14 protein-coding genes are annotated in these 18010 nt (G+C 70.4%); 12 read left to right on the top strand and 2 right to left on the bottom strand.

Annotation, left to right across the window (positions count from 1 at the left end; genetic code table 11):
* Window positions 1–253 precede the first annotated feature (253 nt).
* The 3 genes from SLUN_RS15515 to SLUN_RS15505 all read left to right on the top strand — a co-directional run bounded on the left by SLUN_RS15515 (window position 254) and on the right by SLUN_RS15505 (window position 6101).
* Window positions 254–517 carry a WhiB family transcriptional regulator gene (locus tag SLUN_RS15515; RefSeq protein WP_023541320.1) on the top strand — a complete coding sequence of 88 codons (264 nt, stop codon included), beginning with the start codon at window positions 254–256 and terminating at the stop codon, window positions 515–517.
* A gap of 257 nt (window positions 518–774) precedes the next feature.
* Complete coding sequence (locus tag SLUN_RS15510) at window positions 775–4536, top strand: glycosyltransferase family 2 protein (RefSeq protein WP_108149049.1); 3762 nt, start codon at window positions 775–777, stop codon at window positions 4534–4536.
* The gene (locus SLUN_RS15505) at window positions 4533–6101 is read left to right on the top strand and encodes a DUF5719 family protein (protein WP_108149048.1); all 1569 of its coding nucleotides are present in this window, start codon (window positions 4533–4535) and stop codon (window positions 6099–6101) included. Before SLUN_RS15510 ends, SLUN_RS15505 begins: the two co-directional genes overlap by 4 nt.
* 86 nt (window positions 6102–6187) lie before the next feature.
* Here the strand turns inward: SLUN_RS15505 and SLUN_RS15500 are convergent, their stop codons facing one another.
* A complete protein-coding gene (locus SLUN_RS15500; RefSeq protein WP_108149047.1) occupies window positions 6188–6616 on the bottom strand; it encodes a metallopeptidase family protein in 429 nt (142 codons plus the stop codon).
* A 274-nt stretch (window positions 6617–6890) separates the two neighbouring features.
* Here SLUN_RS15500 and SLUN_RS15495 point away from each other — a divergent pair, with 274 nt between their 5' ends.
* The 8 genes from SLUN_RS15495 to SLUN_RS15460 all read left to right on the top strand — a co-directional run bounded on the left by SLUN_RS15495 (window position 6891) and on the right by SLUN_RS15460 (window position 15319).
* Window positions 6891–7319 carry a DUF3499 domain-containing protein gene (locus SLUN_RS15495; protein WP_108149046.1) on the top strand — a complete coding sequence of 143 codons (429 nt, stop codon included), beginning with the start codon at window positions 6891–6893 and terminating at the stop codon, window positions 7317–7319.
* Between the two features lie 179 nt (window positions 7320–7498).
* Window positions 7499–8866: a phosphomannomutase/phosphoglucomutase gene (locus SLUN_RS15490; RefSeq protein WP_108149045.1), complete on the top strand. Its 1368-nt coding sequence runs from the start codon at window positions 7499–7501 to the stop codon at window positions 8864–8866.
* A 172-nt stretch (window positions 8867–9038) separates the two neighbouring features.
* Window positions 9039–9221 carry a Trm112 family protein gene (locus SLUN_RS15485; protein WP_108149044.1) on the top strand — a complete coding sequence of 61 codons (183 nt, stop codon included), beginning with the start codon at window positions 9039–9041 and terminating at the stop codon, window positions 9219–9221.
* Between the two features lie 93 nt (window positions 9222–9314).
* Window positions 9315–10451: an SIS domain-containing protein gene (locus SLUN_RS15480; protein ID WP_108149043.1), complete on the top strand. Its 1137-nt coding sequence runs from the start codon at window positions 9315–9317 to the stop codon at window positions 10449–10451.
* A 130-nt stretch (window positions 10452–10581) separates the two neighbouring features.
* Window positions 10582–11745 (top strand): mannose-6-phosphate isomerase, class I, encoded by a 1164-nt coding sequence (gene manA / locus SLUN_RS15475; RefSeq protein WP_108149042.1) that lies wholly within the window; start codon window positions 10582–10584, stop codon window positions 11743–11745.
* Between the two features lie 111 nt (window positions 11746–11856).
* Window positions 11857–12834 carry a cation diffusion facilitator family transporter gene (locus tag SLUN_RS15470; protein ID WP_108149041.1) on the top strand — a complete coding sequence of 326 codons (978 nt, stop codon included), beginning with the start codon at window positions 11857–11859 and terminating at the stop codon, window positions 12832–12834.
* A 271-nt stretch (window positions 12835–13105) separates the two neighbouring features.
* On the top strand, window positions 13106–14563 hold the full coding sequence (gene ahcY / locus SLUN_RS15465) for an adenosylhomocysteinase (protein WP_108149040.1): 1458 nt from the start codon (window positions 13106–13108) through the stop codon (window positions 14561–14563).
* Window positions 14564–14704: 141 nt separating this feature from the next.
* Window positions 14705–15319 carry a hypothetical protein gene (locus tag SLUN_RS15460; RefSeq protein ID WP_108149039.1) on the top strand — a complete coding sequence of 205 codons (615 nt, stop codon included), beginning with the start codon at window positions 14705–14707 and terminating at the stop codon, window positions 15317–15319.
* Window positions 15320–15382: 63 nt separating this feature from the next.
* Here the strand turns inward: SLUN_RS15460 and SLUN_RS15455 are convergent, their stop codons facing one another.
* Entirely contained in the window at window positions 15383–16354 is a 972-nt protein-coding gene (locus tag SLUN_RS15455) for an RDD family protein (protein ID WP_108149038.1), read from the bottom strand.
* Between the two features lie 119 nt (window positions 16355–16473).
* Here SLUN_RS15455 and SLUN_RS15450 point away from each other — a divergent pair, with 119 nt between their 5' ends.
* Window positions 16474–17481 (top strand): stage II sporulation protein M, encoded by a 1008-nt coding sequence (locus SLUN_RS15450; RefSeq protein ID WP_108149037.1) that lies wholly within the window; start codon window positions 16474–16476, stop codon window positions 17479–17481.
* Window positions 17482–18010 lie beyond the last annotated feature (529 nt).

Here is an 18010-nt window from a genome sequence, read left to right as displayed (position 1 = left end):
ACATGATCGAACCCTGCGACGTCTTTCTCTGTGTGAGGAGGTGAGTGGAGAGCAGGCCGCTGGCATGTGTCAGGTTTTTGATGATTTGAACACTTTCCGCATAACTTTGGTTCCGCAGAGTGAATACCGGGCCCGATAGCAGATCTCGGCTTGACTGGCCCGGAGCCACACACTTGTAATTTCACTCGTGTCGTTCGGTCGAAACGGATAACGGCGACACCACGGGGACGTAAGAGACAGACGAGGGGCGCACATGACCGAGCTGTTCGAACAACTGCTGGTCGAGGACGCGGACGAGGAACTCGGCTGGCAGGAGCGCGCGTTGTGCGCGCAGACCGATCCCGAGTCCTTCTTCCCCGAGAAGGGCGGTTCCACCCGCGAGGCCAAGAAGGTCTGCCTCGCCTGCGAAGTCCGCTCCGAATGCCTCGAGTACGCCCTCGCCAACGACGAGCGATTCGGCATCTGGGGCGGCCTGTCCGAACGTGAACGCCGCCGACTGAAGAAGGCCGCCGTCTGAACACCGCACCGATACCCGGGGCGACAGTACTGCCCGAGACCAGACCAAACACCACAAGTCAGTACGTAAACCACGGTCCGCCGACTGCGCACTCTCAGCAGTCGGCGGACCGCTCTGTCCCACCCGTCGCCCGACCGCCACCCCCCACCGAGGCGCTTCGCGCCGCAGCGCTTTTTCATACCGTTAGTGTGGGGCCCCGTCCGAGACGCTCCAACGCCCCTACGGGGCGACCCCCCGGCCGGAGGGCCCGTACCTCAATGTCCCCCACCACAGCCGCGTTTGTTCCCGCACACCCGCCAGAGTTCCCGCGGCATGTCGTCACCGCCGTGCTCGTCTCCCACGACGGTGCACGCTGGCTCCCCGACGCCCTCGCCGGACTGCTCGGCCAGGAACGCCCCGTACAGAACGTCATCGCCGCCGACACCGGCAGCGCCGACGACTCCGCGCGGCTGGTCACCGAAGCCCTCGGCGCCGAACGCGTACTGCACCTCGCCCGCCGCACCGGCTTCGGCACCGCCGTCGACGAGGCCGCCCGCACCGCGGGCGTACTCACCCCCGACGAGCTGCCCTACCTGAAGCGGCCCAGCGGCTGGGACCCGGTCAGCAGGACCTGGCGCGACGACGCCTACGACATGCCCGAGCTGCCCCACGGCGAACCCGTCCAATGGCTGTGGCTCCTCCACGACGACAGCGCACCCGAACCCGGCGCCCTCGCCGAACTCCTGCGCGTCGCCGACTCCGACGAATACGCGGCCATCGTCGGCCCCAAACTCCGCGGCTGGTACGACCGCAAACAACTCCTCGAAGCCGGCGTCTCCATCGCCAACAGCGGACGCCGCTGGACCGGACTCGACCGGCGCGAACAGGACCAGGGACAGCACGACCAGACCCGCTCCGTCCTGTCCGTCTCCTCCGCCGGAATGCTCATCCGCCGCGACGTCTTCGACCAGCTCGGCGGCTTCGACCGGCGCCTGCCCCTCATGCGCGACGACGTCGACCTGTGCTGGCGCGCCCACGCCGCCGGACACCGCGTCCTCATCGCCCCCGACGCCGTCATGCGGCACGCCGAGGCCTCGGCCCGCGAACGCCGCACCGTCGACTGCGCCGGCCGCTCCGTCACCAGCCCCCACCGCGTCGACAAGGCCGGCGCCGTCTACACCCTCCTCGCCAACGCGCGCGGTGCCGCACTCCCGTACGTACTCCTGCGCATCGTCATCGGCACCCTGCTGCGCACTCTCGCCTACCTCGTCGGCAAGGTCCCCGGCCAGGCCGTCGACGAAGTCATGGGACTCTTCGGCACTCTGCTGCGGCCCGAACGGATCATCGCCGGACGCCGCAGACGAGCCAGAGAAGGCGGCGCCGTCGAAGCGGGCGAACTGCGCCCCCTCTTCCCGCCGCCCGGCGCGACCATCCGCGCCACCGTCGAACAGGTCGCAGGCCACATCGGCGGCGGCTCCGACGCCGACTCCGGCGGCTCACGCCACGGCGTCGTCGAATCAGGACCCGGCGGGGACGACGCGGACTTCCTCGAGATCGAACAGTTCGCACGCCTGAAGAAAATCGCCCGCAAGCCGGGACCGGTCCTCTTCGCCCTCCTGCTCCTCGTCTCGGTCGTCGCCTGCCGCGGCCTCTTCGGCAGCGGCGCACTCGCAGGCGGCGCACTGCTGCCCGCCCCCGCCGACGTCTCCGACCTCTGGTCCCGCTACGCCGACAACTGGCACCCCCTCGGCACCGGCGGCACCCAGACCGCACCGCCCTACCTCGCGGTACTGGCGGGCCTGTCCACGCTCTTCCTCGGCTCCACCGGCTTCGCCCTCACCGTGCTGCTCGTCTGCTCGGTCCCGCTCGCCGGACTCACCGCCTACTTCGCCTCCCGCCCCATCGTCGAATCCCGGCTGCTGCGGGCCTGGGCGAGCATCGCGTACGCCTTCCTGCCCGCAGCGACCGGTGCACTCGCCACCGGACGCCTCGGCACCGCCGTCCTCGCCATCCTGCTGCCGCTCATCGCGCGCGCGGGCGTCGCCGCCCACGGACTGCGCAGCAGCGGCAGTGGGCGTGGCAGCTGGCGCGCCACCTGGGCGTACGCACTCCTGCTCACCCTCGCCATGGCGTTCACACCCATCGTGTGGCCGATCGCGCTCGTCCTCGGCCTCGCCGTCCTCGTACTGCGCCGCGACGACATCACCGCCTACGGACTGCGCTTCCTCGCCGCCGTCGGCACCCCGCTGCTCATCCTCGCCCCCTGGTCGCTGACCCTGCTGACCGGCCCGTCCGCCTTCTTCCGCGAAGCCGGACTGGAATTCGGGGCCGGATCGGCCTCCGCGCTCGACCTCCTCGGCATCAGCCCCGGCGGTCCCAAGGCAGCGGGCGGCATCCTGCTCATCGGCATCGTGCTCGCGGCGCTCGCAGCCCTGCTGCGCGGCGAGCGGCAGTTCGCGATCCGTGCCTCCTGGGCCGTGGCGCTGGTCGGGCTGATCTTCGCCGCCATCGCCAACGGCTCGGGCTGGGCAGGACCCGCAACCCTCGTCTACGGCATCGCACTCCTCGCCGCCGCCGTACTCGGCGGCGAAGGCGGCCGCAGCCGCGTCGCCGCCCAGAACTTCGGCTGGCGCCAGCCCGTCGCCGTACTCATCGCACTCGCCGCAGGCATCGCCCCCCTCCTCGCCGCCGCCAACTGGATGCTCACTGGCGCCGCAGGCCCCCTGGAGAGGCGCGACCCCGTCCAGGTGCCCGCCTTCGTCGCCGAAGAGAGCGACACCCGCGACCAGCCGCGCACCCTCGTGCTCGGCGGCAGCTCGGCCGCCAAGGTCTCGTACACCCTCGTACGCGGCTCCGGCGGCCGCCTCGGCGACGCCGAACTCGCCGAGGCGGGTGGCGGCGACGCCCGGCTCGACAAGATCGTCGCCAATCTCGTCGCGGGCTCCGGCGCCGACCAGACCAGCGAGCTCAGCGGCTTCGCGGTCCGGTACGTGCTCGTACGCGACGGAGTACCGCGCCAGACCAGCCGCGTTCTCGACGCCACCCCCGGCCTCAGCAGGCTCAGCCAGCTCGACGGCAGCGCACTGTGGCGCGTCGACCGCCAGGTCGCCCGGGCCACCATCGTCTCCGGCAAGGGCGAACCGCTGCCCGTCGCCTCCGACGCCGTCGAGGCCCACGCCAAGATCCCGGCCGGAGCGTCCGGCCGCGTACTGCGCATCGCTGACCGCGCGGACGACGGCTGGCAGGCCACGCTGGACGGCCGCGTACTCAAGAAGACAGCCGTCGACGGCTGGGCCCAGGGCTTCGAACTCCCCGCCGAGGGCGGCCGGCTCGACCTGACCTACGACGACCCCGCCACCCACACCGGCTGGATCTGGGCCCAGGGCGCGCTCGCCCTGGTGCTGCTGGTGCTCGCACTGCCCGGCAGGCGGCGGGAGATCGACGACGACCTGCCCGAGGAGGAGATCGCTGTACCGGCACAGCCGGTCGAGGGTGAAGGCCGCAGGGCCCGCAGGCTGCGCGCCCAGGCGGAGGCCGGGTCGGAGACGGAGCTGGAGCCGGAGGCGGGTGTGGCTCCGCAGGCCGCGGCGTTCGTGGAACCGGACGTCTTCGGTCAGCAGCAGGACGAGCAGCAGGACGAGCACCAGCCGGCGCCGTACGCGGCGGTGCCCCAGCAGCAGCACGGCGAATGGGACGCGCAGGCGTACGCGGACGCCGGATACGCCACTCCGTACAGCAACGAGCAGCAGTACCAGTACGGCGGCGACCAGCAGCAGCAGTACAGCGTCGGCGAGCAGTACCAGCAGCAGCCGTACCAGGCCGACCCCTACCAAGCGGACCCGTACCAGCCCGCTCCCTACCCGGACGGGCAGTACGGCGACGGGCAGCAGTACCAGGAGGGGCAGTACGACCCCTACGCCTACGGACAGCAGGCCGGACAGCAGACCGGACAGCAGGCCGGGCAGCCCTACGCCGACGGCAGCGAGACCGACCAGCACCCCGGCCATCCCGGCAACACATCGCGAGGCGAGTCAGAGTGAAGCGCACGACCATCTCCCTGATCGCGACCACCGTCGCCCTCGCAGCGGTCACCGGATTCGCGGCCCTCACCGCACCCGACAGCGGTTCGGCGGCGGAAGCGAAGGCCCCGGCGCGGATGCCCGTCGAACGCTCCAGCCTGCTCTGCCCCGCGCCCAGCGGCTCCGAACTTTCCGAGACCGCGTACACGGCCTTCACCCCGGCGGGGAAGACCGGCGTGGCGAAGGACGGCGCGGCGAACGAGAGCAAGGCCGAACTCAAGCCGTCCGCCGCCACCTTGGCCGCCCCCGACACCGAGACCGAACCGAAGAAGGACGGGGCGAAGGCGGGTGACGCCGCGAAGGGCGTCAAGAAGCCGGGGCAGGACAAGGCCCTGCTCGCGCTGAAGGAGCCCGGCAAGCCGGTCGCCGCCAAGGCGAGCGGCGGCGAAACCCCCGCGCTCGTCGGCACGGCCACCGGCAGCCTCGCCCCCGGCTGGACCGCCCAGCAGACCACCACGGTCACCGCGGGCGGCGCGCGCGGCCTGCTCGGCGTCAGCTGCACCGCGCCCGACACCGACTTCTGGTTTCCCGGAGCGTCCACCGCCGAAGCGCGCCAGGACTACGTCCACCTCACCAACCCGGACGACACACCCGCCGTCGCCGACATCGAGCTGTACGGCAAGGACGGCACCCTCAAGACCACGCTGACCGAGGGCATCCCGGTCCCGGCCGGATCGAGCGTCCCGGTGCTGCTGTCCACCCTGACCGCGGACCCCGCCGGGGATGTGACCGTCCATGTCACGACCCGTACGGGCCGCGTGGGCGCCGTGGTCCGTGCCGCCGACGACAAGACGGGCAGCGACTGGCTGGCCGCATCGGCCGACCCGTCGGGCACCTTGGTGCTGCCCGGCATTCCGGCGGACGCCACCTCGGTACAGCTGGTGGCCTTCGCACCCGGCGACGACGACGCCGACCTGAAGGTGCAACTGGCGGGCGCGACCGGCCGGATCACCCCGGCCGGACACGAGACGCTGCACGTCAAGTCCGGGATGACCGCGGCCGTCGACCTGCGGGACGTCACCAAGGGCGAGGCCGGATCGCTGATCCTCAGTCCGGCCCAGAGCGGCCGCGCCACCCCGGTGGTTGCGGCGCTGCGCGTCGTGCGCGGCAAGGGCGACAAGCAGGAGGTCGCGTTCATTCCGGCAACCGTCCCGGTGGGGGAGCGGGCGACCGCCGCCGACAACCGCGCCAAGGGCTCGACTCTCTCGCTGACCGCGCCGGGCGCGGCGGCTCAGGTCAAGGTCATCGCATCGGCGGGTACGGAGGGGGGCACCCAGGTCGTCAGGACATACACGGTCAAGGCCGGTACGACGCTGGCCGTCACCACCCCGCCGGTCCCGGCCGGGCTGAAGGGCTCGTACGCGCTGACGGTCGAGACGGTGTCGGGCGGCCCGGTACACGCGTCGCGCACGCTGGCGCTGCCGCAGGACGGCATCCCGATGTTCACGGTGCAGACGCTGCCGGACGGCAGAGGGACGGTGGCAGTGCCGGAGGCCGAGCAGGACCTGTCGGTCCTTGGCGACTGACGGCGGCGCGCTGACAGCGACGGGCTGACAGCGACGGGCTAACGAATGACAGCCGGCAGATTTTGAAATCTGTCAGCTTTCATTCGTCATTCCTGCCCGTAACGCGGGTCGACCGACTCCGGCGCCAGCCCCAGCAGCTCCGCCACCTGCTCCACGACCACCTCGTGCACCAGCATGGCCCGCTCATCGCGATTCTTCGTACGGATCTCGACAGGCCGCCGGTAGACCACGATCCGGGCCGGCCGTTCCTTGTCCGCGGGTGCCGAGCTGCCCAGCGGTACCGACTCCTCCGGTGCGCCCGGCACGTCCAGTACGAGGAAATCGACATCGGCCAGTTGTGGCCAGCGCCGTTCCAGCCGTTCCACCGAGTCCTGCACCAGGTCGCGGAAGGACTCGGAGCGACTTGCGGCGAGGGGCACCTGGGGCGGTGCGACCGGACCCCGCATACCGCGGCCGTGGCGGTCGCGGCGGCGCGGCCGTGGTTCGGTCGGGCGGGGCGGTACGGGACTGTCCATCACTGACGCAGGGTAGCTCTCTCCGGAGTGCGGCGATCGGCCACGCGCTCCGTGGAGGGGGCATGTCGCTAAATGAGCATTCAAGCCAAGCTTGAGCCCGCTTGCACACCGGCCCGCGATCGGAGATCTTATCGCGATTGACCTTATTTACCCCAAGTCATGACCGGGTCACGGGTGGTCGTCGCCGGCGCGCTTCTCTTCCCGTGCAGGTCAGGGCAGTTGCCCGGGGCGCCGGTAGGTCCGACGTCACAGCACGACACGGTGGAGTGACCTGGTGGAGAGTCGTCGCAGCCCGCTCAAGAGTGCGGTACCGTCCAACGTCGTGAGCCCTGTACGTCGCTGTTCGCGCACCGCGTGCGGCCGCCCTGCCGTCGCGACACTGACGTACGTCTATGCCGACTCGACTGCGGTCCTCGGCCCGCTCGCCACCTACGCCGAGCCCCACTGTTACGACCTGTGCGCCGAGCACAGTGAGCGCCTGACCGCCCCCCGTGGCTGGGACGTCGTGCGGCTCACCGACGGTTCCGCCCCTGCCCGCCCCAGTGGCGACGATCTCGAGGCGCTCGCCAATGCCGTACGCGAAGCGGCTCGCCCCCAGGGGCGGGCGCCCGGGGCCGGAGCGCAGAACGGCCGCCGGACGGCGGATCCGATGGAGGTCGCGCGCCGCGGCCATCTGCGGGTGCTGCGCTCCCCGGAATCCTGAGCGCCGAGACCCCTCAACCCGCTGACAACAGAGCGGTGTTGGAGCCTCTGACAGCTCTTCGCGACGTGCGTGATCGTGAAGGCACACAGCACGATGGTCCTGGGCCGGATGCGGTCTTGATCGGTGCGGGTAGTTTGAGGCTTTGAGGTGACCGCAGAGACTTCAGGAGGGTTGGGCCCGTGACTGCTGATCTGTCGCAGATCGTGAAGGCGTACGACGTCCGCGGGGTGGTGCCGGATCAGTGGGACGAGGCGCTGGCCGAACTGTTCGGGGCGGCCTTCGTCCAGGTGACAGCCGCGGAGGCGATTGTCGTCGGCCATGACATGCGGCCGTCGTCGCCCGGTCTCTCGGGGGCGTTCGCGCGCGGGGCCGCGGCACGCGGCGCGGATGTCACCCTGATCGGGCTGTGCTCGACGGACCAGCTGTACTTCGCTTCGGGGAAGTTCGACCTGCCGGGCGCGATGTTCACCGCCTCGCACAACCCGGCGCAGTACAACGGCATCAAGATGTGCCGGGCCGGCGCGGCGCCGGTGGGCCAGGACACGGGTCTGGCGGACATCCGCGCGCTGGTCGAGTCCTGGTCCGGGCAGGGTGCCCCGGAGCCGGCGGCCGAGCGGGGCACGGTGACGGAGCGGGACACCCTCACCGACTACGCGGCGCATCTGCTGTCGCTGGTGGACCTGTCGGCGATGCGCCCGCTGAAGGTGGTCGTGGACGCGGGCAACGGCATGGGCGGCCACACGGTCCCGACCGTGTTCACGTCGCTCCCCGTCACCCTCGTACCGATGTACTTCGAGCTGGACGGCACCTTCCCCAACCACGAGGCGAACCCGCTGGACCCGGCGAACATCGTCGACCTGCAGGCCCGCGTCCGGTCCGAAGGCGCGGACCTGGGCATCGCCTTCGACGGCGACGCGGACCGCTGCTTCGTCGTGGACGAGCGGGGCGAGGGCGTCTCACCGTCGGCGATCACGGCGCTGGTGGCGGCACGTGAGCTGGCCAAACACCCCGGCGGCACGGTGATCCACAACCTGATCACGTCGTGGTCGGTCCCGGAGGTCGTCCGCGAGAACGGCGGCACCCCGGCCCGTACGCGGGTCGGTCACTCCTTCATCAAGCAGGAGATGGCCCGTACGGGAGCGATCTTCGGCGGCGAGCACTCGGCGCACTACTACTTCCGCGACTTCTGGAACGCGGACACGGGCATGCTGGCCGCGCTGCACGTCCTGGCGGCGCTCGGCGGGCAGGACGGCACGCTGTCCGAGCTGGTCGCGCAGTACGACCGGTACGCGGGCTCCGGCGAGATCAACTCCACGGTCGAGCACCAGGCGGGCCGTACGGCGGCGGTGAGGGAGGCGTTCGAGCCGCGCGAGGGCGTGACGATCGACGAACTCGACGGTCTGACGGTGACGGCGGCGGACTGGTGGTTCAACCTCCGCCCGTCGAACACGGAGCCGCTGCTGCGCCTGAACGTGGAGGCCCGCGACGAGGCGACGATGGCCAAGATCCGCGACGAGGTCCTGACCCTGGTCCGCGCGACGGCCTGACACCGGGGGCTGGGGGTACTCGTACCCCAGCCCGGTGGTTCCCCGCCCCGCACCCCAGAACGAGCCGCACCCCGCCCCCCAGCGGTACGCTGACGTGGCTCAATCCGCGTGACCGCCACCGCATGTCCGACCGACCCTCGACATGCGGCATGCCCGAAGGGACACCTCACACATGCCGCTCGAAGCCGGCCTCCTGGAGATCCTCGCCTGCCCGGCCTGCCATGCGCCGCTCAGCGACCGCACGGCAGCCGACACCCCCGAGCTGATCTGCACCGGCAAGGACTGCGGCCTGGCCTACCCGGTCCGGGACGGAATCCCCGTCCTCCTTGTCGACGAGGCGCGCCACCCCGCGTAACCCGCACAAGCACCCGCACCACGCCCCGTACAACTGCACACCGCACCCGCACCGCATCCCCCGCACGCGCACGGCGATCGGAGGCCCACCCCCATGCTCGACGAGTCGCTCCTCGACGCCCCGGACGCCCTGGCCCGAGCCGATCGCCGAGGCCTGCTGAGAGGCGCCGCCGAGGCCGGGGCGCGCGTACGCACCGCCGCCCGGCACGCCGCCGAGGCAGGCATCGCCGAGATCAAGCCCGAGGGCCGCCCCCGCGCCGTACTCGTCGCCGGGGCCGGCACCGCCGCCACCGGCGTCGCCGACCTGGTCGGCGCCCTCGCCGGCGCCACCGCCCCGGTCGCCCGCCTGCACCCCTCCGGCGTCGCCCCCGCCGCCGGCGCCCTGCGCTGGGCGCTCCCCGGCTGGGCGGGCTCCGTGGACCTCCTCCTCATCGCGACCACCGACGGCAGCGAACCCGGCCTCGCCCTCCTCGCCGAGCAGGCGTACCGCCGCGGCTGCACCGTCGTCGCCGTGGCCCCGCAGCGCTCCCCGCTCTCCGAGGCGGTCGACGGTACGCACGGCCTCGTCGTCCCCATGGCCACCGCCCCGCACGAGATGTACGAGGAGACGCAGGCCGCGAGCCCCGGTGCCCTCTGGGCGCTGTTCACGCCACTCCTCGCGCTCCTAGACCGCGTAGGCCTGATCGAGGCGCCCCCGGAGACCCTCGCCAAGGTCGCCGACCGCCTCGACAGCACCGCCGAACGCTGCGGCCCGGCCATCGCGACGTACAGCAATCCGGCCAAGACACTCGCCGCCGAGCTCGCCGACAGCCTCCCGCTGATCTGGACGGAGGGCACGGCCGCCGCCCCCGCGGGCCGCCGCTTCGCCGCCGTACTGGCCGAGCTGGCCGGCCGACCCGCCCTCGCCGCCGAGCTCCCCGAGGCGCTCCCGGCCCACGGCGTGCTCCTCGCGGGCGCCCTCGCGGCCGGCGCCGACCCGGAGGACTTCTTCCGTGACCGTGTCACGGAGCAGCAGGCCCTGCGCGCCCGCGTCGTACTCCTGCGCGACCGCCCGGCCGGCGGCCTCACCGCCGCGCCCGCCGCCCGCGAACTGGCGCTCAGCCACGACACCCCGATCAGCGAGCTCGAACCGGAGGAGGGCACGGAGCTGGAGTCGATCGCCGAACTCCTCGCCGTCACCGACTTCGCCGCCGTCTATCTGGCTCTGGCGGACTCGGACGACCGCAGCTGACCACGCGAGACATGAGCACGCGAGACATGAGCACGCGAGACCTGAGCACGCGAGACCTGAACACCTGAGACTTGAGCACGCGAGACTTGAGCCCCTGAACGCCCGCGATTCCGAGAACTCAAGGAAGCACATGGACCGCCTCTCCAACACCGTGCGCCCCTACGCCTGGGGCTCCACGACCGCGATCCCGGAACTGCTCGGCGTCGCACCCACCGGCGAGCCCCAGGCCGAGATGTGGATGGGCGCCCACCCCGGAGCGCCGTCCCGCATCGACCGCGGGCCCCTCAACGAGGTGATCGACGCGGACCCCGAGGGCGAGCTGGGCGCGGCAGCGGTCGCCACGTTCGGCCCGCGGCTGCCCTTCCTCCTCAAACTCCTCGCGGCCGGCGCTCCCCTCTCCCTCCAGGTCCACCCCAACCTCGCGCAGGCGAAGGAGGGTTACGCCGCCGAGGAGAGCGCGGGCATCCCCATCGACGCCCCGCACCGCAACTACAAGGACGCCAGCCACAAGCCCGAACTGATCTGCGCGCTCACGCCCTTCGACGGCCTGTGCGGATTCCGTACGCCCGTCGCGTCCGCGGATCTCCTCGCCGGACTCGAGGTCGACTCGCTCAAGCCGTACGTGGATCTCCTGCACGCCCACCCCGAAGAGGCCGCGCTGCGCGAGGTTCTCACCGCCGTTCTGAGCGCCGACCCCGCCGGGATGGCGGCCACCGTCACCGAGGCCGCGGCCGCCGCGGAACGGCTCGGCGGCGCCTACGCCCCGTACGCCGCGATCGCGCACCACTTCCCCGGCGACCCGGGCGTCATCGCGGCCATGCTGCTCAACTACGTCCAACTGCAGCCGGGCGAAGCTCTGTTCCTCGGCGCCGGCGTCCCGCACGCGTATCTCAACGGCCTCGGCGTGGAGATCATGGCCAACTCCGACAACGTGCTGCGCTGCGGACTGACCCCCAAGCATGTGGACGTCCCCGAACTGCTCCGTATCGTCCGCTTCGAGGCGACCGACCCCGGCGTCCTGCGCCCCGAGGCGTCGCCGTCCGGCGAAGAGGTCTACGACACCCCGATCGACGAGTTCCGCCTCTCCCGCTACGTACTCGCCCCGGGCGCCGCGCCCCGCGACCTCACGGCCCCCACCCCGCAGATCCTGCTCTGCACGGCGGGCAGGGTGACCGCCGGCGATCTGACCCTCGCTCCCGGCGGTTCGGCGTTCGTCCCGGCAGGGGACAAGGCGGAGATCTCGGGCACGGACGGCGGCTCGGGCACCGTCTTCCGCGCGACTGTGGTGGCCTGAGGCAGCACCACATTCGGGGGCTGCAACAATGGCGCACCGCAAAGACCGGGCAAAGCCCGGAACGGGATCGACGTAGCGATCGACGTACGTACGAAGGGACATCCGGCACACATGAGCGCGTCAGGCGGAACCAGGGCGATCGTGGCGGCACTCGCCGCCAACCTCGCAATCGCGGTAGCGAAGTTCGTTGCGTTCCTGTTCAGCGGCTCGTCGTCGATGCTCGCGGAGAGCGTCCACTCGCTCGCGGACTCCGGCAACCAGGGGCTGCTGCTCCTCGGCGGAAAGAAGGCCAAACGCGAGGCAACCCCGCAGCACCCCTTCGGCTACGGCCGTGAGCGCTACATCTACGCCTTCCTCGTCTCCATCGTGCTCTTCTCGGTCGGCGGCATGTTCGCGATCTACGAGGGCTACGAGAAGATCAAGGACCCGCACGAGATCGAGGCCTGGTACTGGCCGGTCGGCGTTCTCATCTTCGCGATCATCGCCGAGTCCTTCTCCTTCCGTACGGCGATCAAGGAGTCCAACGAGACGCGCGGCACGCTCTCGTGGACGGAGTTCGTCCGCCGTGCCAAGGCCCCGGAGCTCCCGGTCGTCCTCCTGGAGGACCTGGGCGCGCTGGTCGGTCTGGTGCTGGCGCTGATCGGTGTGAGCCTGGCCCTGGGGACGGGCAACGGCGTCTGGGACGGCATCGGCACGCTCTGCATCGGCATCCTGCTCATCCTGATCGCGCTCGTCCTGGCGGCCGAGACGAAGTCCCTGCTGCTGGGCGAGGCGGCCGGCACGGACGACATCGAGAAGATCAAGACGGCTCTTGTGGACGGCGATGTGGTCACCGGCATCATCCACATGCGTACGCTCCACCTCGGCCCGGAGGAACTGCTGGTCGCAGCCAAGATCGCGGTGCGGCACGACGGCACGGCCTCCGAGGTCGCCGACGCGATCAACGCCGCCGAGGACCGCATCCGCAACACGGTCCCGATCGCCCGTGTGATCTACCTGGAGCCGGACATCTACAGCGAGTCGGCGGCTTCGTCGGGCACCAACCCGGCCAAGTCCCCCGGCGGCCCGACCCCGGACCCCGCTCACTGAGCTCTCGCCTGCCCCGCAGGGCCTTCCGGACCGTGGATCTGGCTGGATTCAGGCCTGGGCGGGCTGGGGTCCGCTCGGCCGATCGGTGTAGATTCGTGACCAGAGTCAGACGTCGCTGCTGATGGCGGTCGGGCGGTCCCGTTCCTGTGGACCGGCCGAGGGAGAGAGGGCCTCCGACGGACTGCGCTGCGAGTGCCCGGGCATTCCTGTGTCCGCCGCCGCAGAGCCAGCCGTACCCACCCTCGACCCAACCCACGAGGAGCAGCTCGCTATGTCGACTGTCACCACTGGCCAGGACTTCAAGGTCGCCGACCTTTCCCTCGCCGCCTTCGGCCGCAAGGAGATCACCCTCGCCGAGCACGAGATGCCCGGCCTGATGTCGATCCGCAAGGAGTACGCCGCCACCCAGCCCCTGGCCGGTGCCCGCATCACCGGCTCCCTGCACATGACCGTGCAGACCGCCGTCCTGATCGAGACCCTGGTCGCGCTGGGCGCCGAGGTCCGCTGGGCCTCCTGCAACATCTTCTCCACCCAGGACCACGCGGCCGCGGCCATCGCGGTCGGCCCGAACGGCACGCCGGAAGCCCCCGCGGGCATTCCGGTCTTCGCCTGGAAGGGCGAGACGCTGGAGGAGTACTGGTGGTGCACGGAGCAGGCGCTGACCTGGCCGAACACCCCCACCGGCGGCCCGAACATGATCCTCGACGACGGTGGTGACGCCACGCTCCTCGTCCACAAGGGCGTCGAGTTCGAGAAGGCCGGCTCCGCCCCGGACCCCTCGACCGCGGACAGCGAGGAGTACGGCTACATCCTGACCCTGCTGAACCGCACCCTGGGTGAGGCGCCGCAGAAGTGGACGCAGCTGGCGTCGGAGATTCGTGGTGTGACGGAGGAGACCACGACGGGTGTGCACCGTCTGTATGAGATGCACCGTGACGGCACGCTGCTGTTCCCCGCGATCAATGTGAACGACGCGGTGACGAAGTCGAAGTTCGACAACAAGTACGGCTGCCGGCACTCGTTGATCGACGGCATCAACCGTGCCACCGATGTGCTGATCGGTGGCAAGACGGCGGTGGTGTGCGGGTACGGCGATGTGGGCAAGGGCTGTGCGGAGTCGCTGCGGGGTCAGGGTGCCCGGGTGATCGTGACGGAGATCGACCCGATCTGTGCGCTGCAGGCGGCGATGGACGGCTACCAGGTCACGACGCTGGACGAGGTGGTGGAGACGGCGGACATCTTCATCACGACGACGGGCAACAAGGACATCATCATGGCCGGGGACATGGCCAGGATGAAGCACCAGGCGATCGTGGGGAACATCGGTCACTTCGACAACGAGATCGACATGGCCGGTCTGGCGCGGACCCCGGGGATCGTGAAGGACGAGGTCAAGCCGCAGGTCCACACGTGGACCTTCGAGGACGGCAAGGTGCTGATTCTGCTGTCGGAGGGGCGTCTTTTGAACCTGGGCAACGCGACGGGTCACCCCTCGTTCGTGATGTCGAACAGCTTCGCGGACCAGACGCTGGCCCAGATCGAGCTGTTCACCAAGCCCGAGGAGTACCCGACGGACGTGTATGTGCTGCCCAAGCACCTGGACGAGAAGGTCGCCCGGCTCCACCTGGCCGCCCTCGGCGTGAAGCTGACCACGCTCCGCCCCGAGCAGGCCTCCTACATCGGCGTCGACGTGAACGGCCCGTACAAGTCCGACCACTACCGCTACTGATCGGCTACTGACACACCCTCAGCAGCAGGTACCAGCGGTACCAGGCAGGCCCCCGCACCCCCGTGTCGGGGGCCTGCCCCGTACCAGCCCCGAACGGCTCCCAGGCACAGAGCCTCACCGCACAAGGACACCCACGCCCTCATGCCCCGCGGTCGCTATTCGCTCCACGATCCGCACGATCACACCCCCCTCGGTGAAGAACACTTCCACTGCGCCCCCGGCCCCTCCGGCTGGCGTTACGTCTCCCAGATCACCACCCCCTCCGGCGACCACTCCGGCTCCGTCGACCTCGCCCTCGACGAACTCGGCCGTCCCATCCGCCTCGAACTCCACGCCTCGAGCTGGCAGGTCCGCGGCGCCGCCATCGACGGCGTCACCTGGGTCCGTACCGACCCCACCGGCACTCATGCCACCGAAGGCAATGTCCGCGCCCACGCCTTCACCGGCACATCCCCCGCCTTCCTTGTCGCGATCTCACGTCTGCTGCGCCTCACCCCCGGTTCCCCCGCGACGCGCGTCCGCCTCGTCGCCTTCACGGATCCCGTCCTCGCCCCCCGCACTCTCGATCAGTCCTGGGCCCTGATGAAGAGTGAAGCGCATGCCACTGACAATGGCCCCCTGATGGTGGACGAATACCAGGTCAGCGCCCTGGACACGGGCGAACAGCACGTCGTCCACATCGCCGGGGACGTTGTCCTCGCGGCCCCCGGCATCGAACTCGAAGACCTCGAGACCCCGCCCTCGGTCTTCCCCTGACCACCTGACCACCTGACCACCTGACACCGGACCTCGGCGTCCTGACCACCGGGCCCCCGTCACCTACGCGGGCGGCGCGAACCCTGTGACCGGCGGCGTCCCAGCTCCCGGCGCCCCGTCCCGCACCGGCGCGACCTGCGGATCCGCAACCTCCAGCGCCACCCCACCCGGCACAGCCCCACCAGGACCAAACGCCCCCGGCGTCACTCGGCCCAGGGCCACATCACCCGTAACAGCCACACCCGGAACCACCCGGCCCTGCGAGCCGCCGCCCACCCCCGCCGCGGCCCCGAACGCCTTCCGGGCATCGCGCGCCTGCCGCTCATTCACCACCGCCGCCAGATATGCGGCCGGCGGCACCCTCTCCGGCGCCGGCGCCCCGGTACACGCCGCCAGATCCCCGGCCAGCCGCTGAGCCATCGACCAGCTCACGGCCGGGTCCAATTGCCTCATCCGCGTCAGGTACTGACGTATCGCGAGCCACAGGTCATCCGGCACCCCCGACAGATCCAGCTCGGTGAACCGCCCGACTAGCCACGGCGGCGGAGGCGGCACCACCACCATCGCCCGCCCGGCCGGCATCCTCTCCCGCACCACCAGCGTCCCGGCGAACACATCCCCGATCCGCCGCCCCCGCGCCGACACCAGCGACGCAATACAGGCGATGACCCCGAACGACATCAGGATCTCGACCACACCCATCGCGCCACGCACCAGCGCATGCCGGAACCGGATCGGCCCCCCGTCGTCCCGCACCACCCGCAGCCCACACGCGAGCTTCCCGAGCGAGCGCCCATGGCTGAGGGTCTCCACGGCTATCGGGGCCCCGACCAGCACCAGCAGAAACGACGCGATGGCCACCGCCGTTCCCGCCGCCTCGTCCAGCGAGGCTGTCGCCACCGCCAGCCCGATCGACACCAGGAGATACGCCGTCCACACCACGACAAGGTCGATCACGAGAGCGAGCGCCCGGCTCGGCAGTCTGGCCGACTGCAACCCCAGTACGACCGCATCCCCCGTCACAAGCGCACTCACTGCTGCCCCCTTCGCCTTCGACCTTCTCTGCCCCTTGATTCCTCAGTCTGCCAAGCTGACTCGCAGCGCGCCGCAGTAGTACGGACCGTACGCACCAGTGCCTGGAGCAGCAGCCGACCATGGACCTCGATGTCTTCGTGACCGCCCACCGCGCCGAGTGGGACCGCCTGGACCACCTTGTGCACCGGGGACGCCACCTCACCGGCGCGGAGGCCGATGAACTCGTCGCCCTCTACCAGCGCACGGCCACGCACCTCTCGCTCATCCAGTCCAGCGCCCCGGACCCGCTCCTGACAGGCCGGCTCACCCAGCTCGTGGCCCGCGCCCGCTCCACTGTCACCGGCACCCGCCGCGCCTCCTGGCGCGACGCCGTCCTCTTCCTCACCGCGGGATTCCCGGCCGCCGTGTACCGCTCCCGGCACTGGTGGATCCCCACGGCGGTCCTCTCCACCGTCCTCGCCGCGATCATCGGCTGGTGGATCGCCACCCACCCCGAGGTCCAGTCGTCGATCGCAGCCCCGCAAGAGCTCCGCCGGCTGACGCGCCCCGGCGGCGAGTACGAGACGTACTACTCGAGCCACCCAGCAGCCTCGTTCGCCGCCCAGGTCTGGACGAACAACGCCCAGGCCGCCGCGATGTGCCTGACACTGGGCGCGTTCCTGTGCATCCCGGTGATCTGGATCCTCTTTCTCAATGTGCTCAACCTCGGCGTCGGCATAGGCCTGATGTCGGCGGCCGGCCGCCTCGACACCTTCCTGGGCCTTGTCCTCCCACACGGCCTTCTCGAACTGACCGCTGTCTTCGTCGCGGCGGGCACGGGCCTACGACTCGGCTGGACGGTCATCGACCCGGGCCCTCAATCCCGCCGCACAGCCCTGGCACAACAGGGCCGCGCCGCCCTGGGCATGGCCATCGGACTCGCCCTCGTCCTCTTCGTATCGGGCGTGATCGAAGGCTTCGTCACCCCCTCCGGCCTGCCCACCTGGGCGCGCATCGCCATCGGCATCGCCGCCGAGCTGGCGTTCCTGGCGTACGTCTACATCCTGGGCGGCCGAGCAGCGCGAGCCGGCGACACGGGCGACGTGGAGGCCGCGGACCGCAGCGCCGAACTCCCGGCCGCCGCCTGATGTGCGTTGGGCCGTTCTGAGCTGCTAGTCTCCTCTTCGCCCACAGAAAACCGTTGACACGGCACCCGTGGGGAGGTAGATTTAAACGGTTGCCTCGAACTGGACAAGTTCGAGTGCGACGGTTAGTGTCTCTCTCGCTCTCGCCGGAAATTGAATTTCCGCAGAGCCCCCCGATTTCCTATCCGAATCAAGAAGGCCGATTAGCTCGGCCGAAATGCTTCTGATAAAGTCGGGTCAGCCGAAAGGCAAAAGGCTCCCAACGGCCACGGATTCGAATTCCTCACCGGAAACGGAACGGAAAAAGAATCTGGTAAGGTTGGAAACACGAAGGGAAGCGCCCGGAGGAAAGCCCGAGAGGGTGAGTACGAAGGAAGCGTCCGTTCCTTGAGAACTCAACAGCGTGCCAAAAGTCAACGCCAGATTGACAACCCCGGCCCACTTCGGTGGGTTGAGGTTCCTTTGAAAGTCCTACTGGCCCTTGTGGCGGGTAGGCAATGACACAGCGAGGACGTTGTGAACAGTCGCTCTT

It is taken from the genome of Streptomyces lunaelactis (genome assembly GCF_003054555.1).
In the GTDB taxonomy this organism is placed as follows: domain Bacteria; phylum Actinomycetota; class Actinomycetes; order Streptomycetales; family Streptomycetaceae; genus Streptomyces; species Streptomyces lunaelactis.
This window is presented reverse-complemented; position numbering and strand designations above follow the sequence as displayed.

Excerpts from the sequence above, each read along its gene's own strand:
- SLUN_RS15515 (WP_023541320.1), top strand. The coding sequence starts at position 254 with ATGACCGAGCTGTTCGAACAACTGCTGGTCGAGGACGCGGACGAGGAA.
- SLUN_RS15510 (WP_108149049.1), top strand. The coding sequence starts at position 775 with ATGTCCCCCACCACAGCCGCGTTTGTTCCCGCACACCCGCCAGAGTTC.
- SLUN_RS15500 (WP_108149047.1), bottom strand. The coding sequence starts at position 6,616 with ATGGACAGTCCCGTACCGCCCCGCCCGACCGAACCACGGCCGCGCCGC.
- SLUN_RS15485 (WP_108149044.1), top strand. The coding sequence starts at position 9,039 with ATGCCGCTCGAAGCCGGCCTCCTGGAGATCCTCGCCTGCCCGGCCTGC.
- SLUN_RS15480 (WP_108149043.1), top strand. The coding sequence starts at position 9,315 with ATGCTCGACGAGTCGCTCCTCGACGCCCCGGACGCCCTGGCCCGAGCC.
- manA (WP_108149042.1), top strand. The coding sequence starts at position 10,582 with ATGGACCGCCTCTCCAACACCGTGCGCCCCTACGCCTGGGGCTCCACG.
- SLUN_RS15470 (WP_108149041.1), top strand. The coding sequence starts at position 11,857 with ATGAGCGCGTCAGGCGGAACCAGGGCGATCGTGGCGGCACTCGCCGCC.
- ahcY (WP_108149040.1), top strand. The coding sequence starts at position 13,106 with ATGTCGACTGTCACCACTGGCCAGGACTTCAAGGTCGCCGACCTTTCC.
- SLUN_RS15460 (WP_108149039.1), top strand. The coding sequence starts at position 14,705 with ATGCCCCGCGGTCGCTATTCGCTCCACGATCCGCACGATCACACCCCC.
- SLUN_RS15450 (WP_108149037.1), top strand. The coding sequence starts at position 16,474 with ATGGACCTCGATGTCTTCGTGACCGCCCACCGCGCCGAGTGGGACCGC.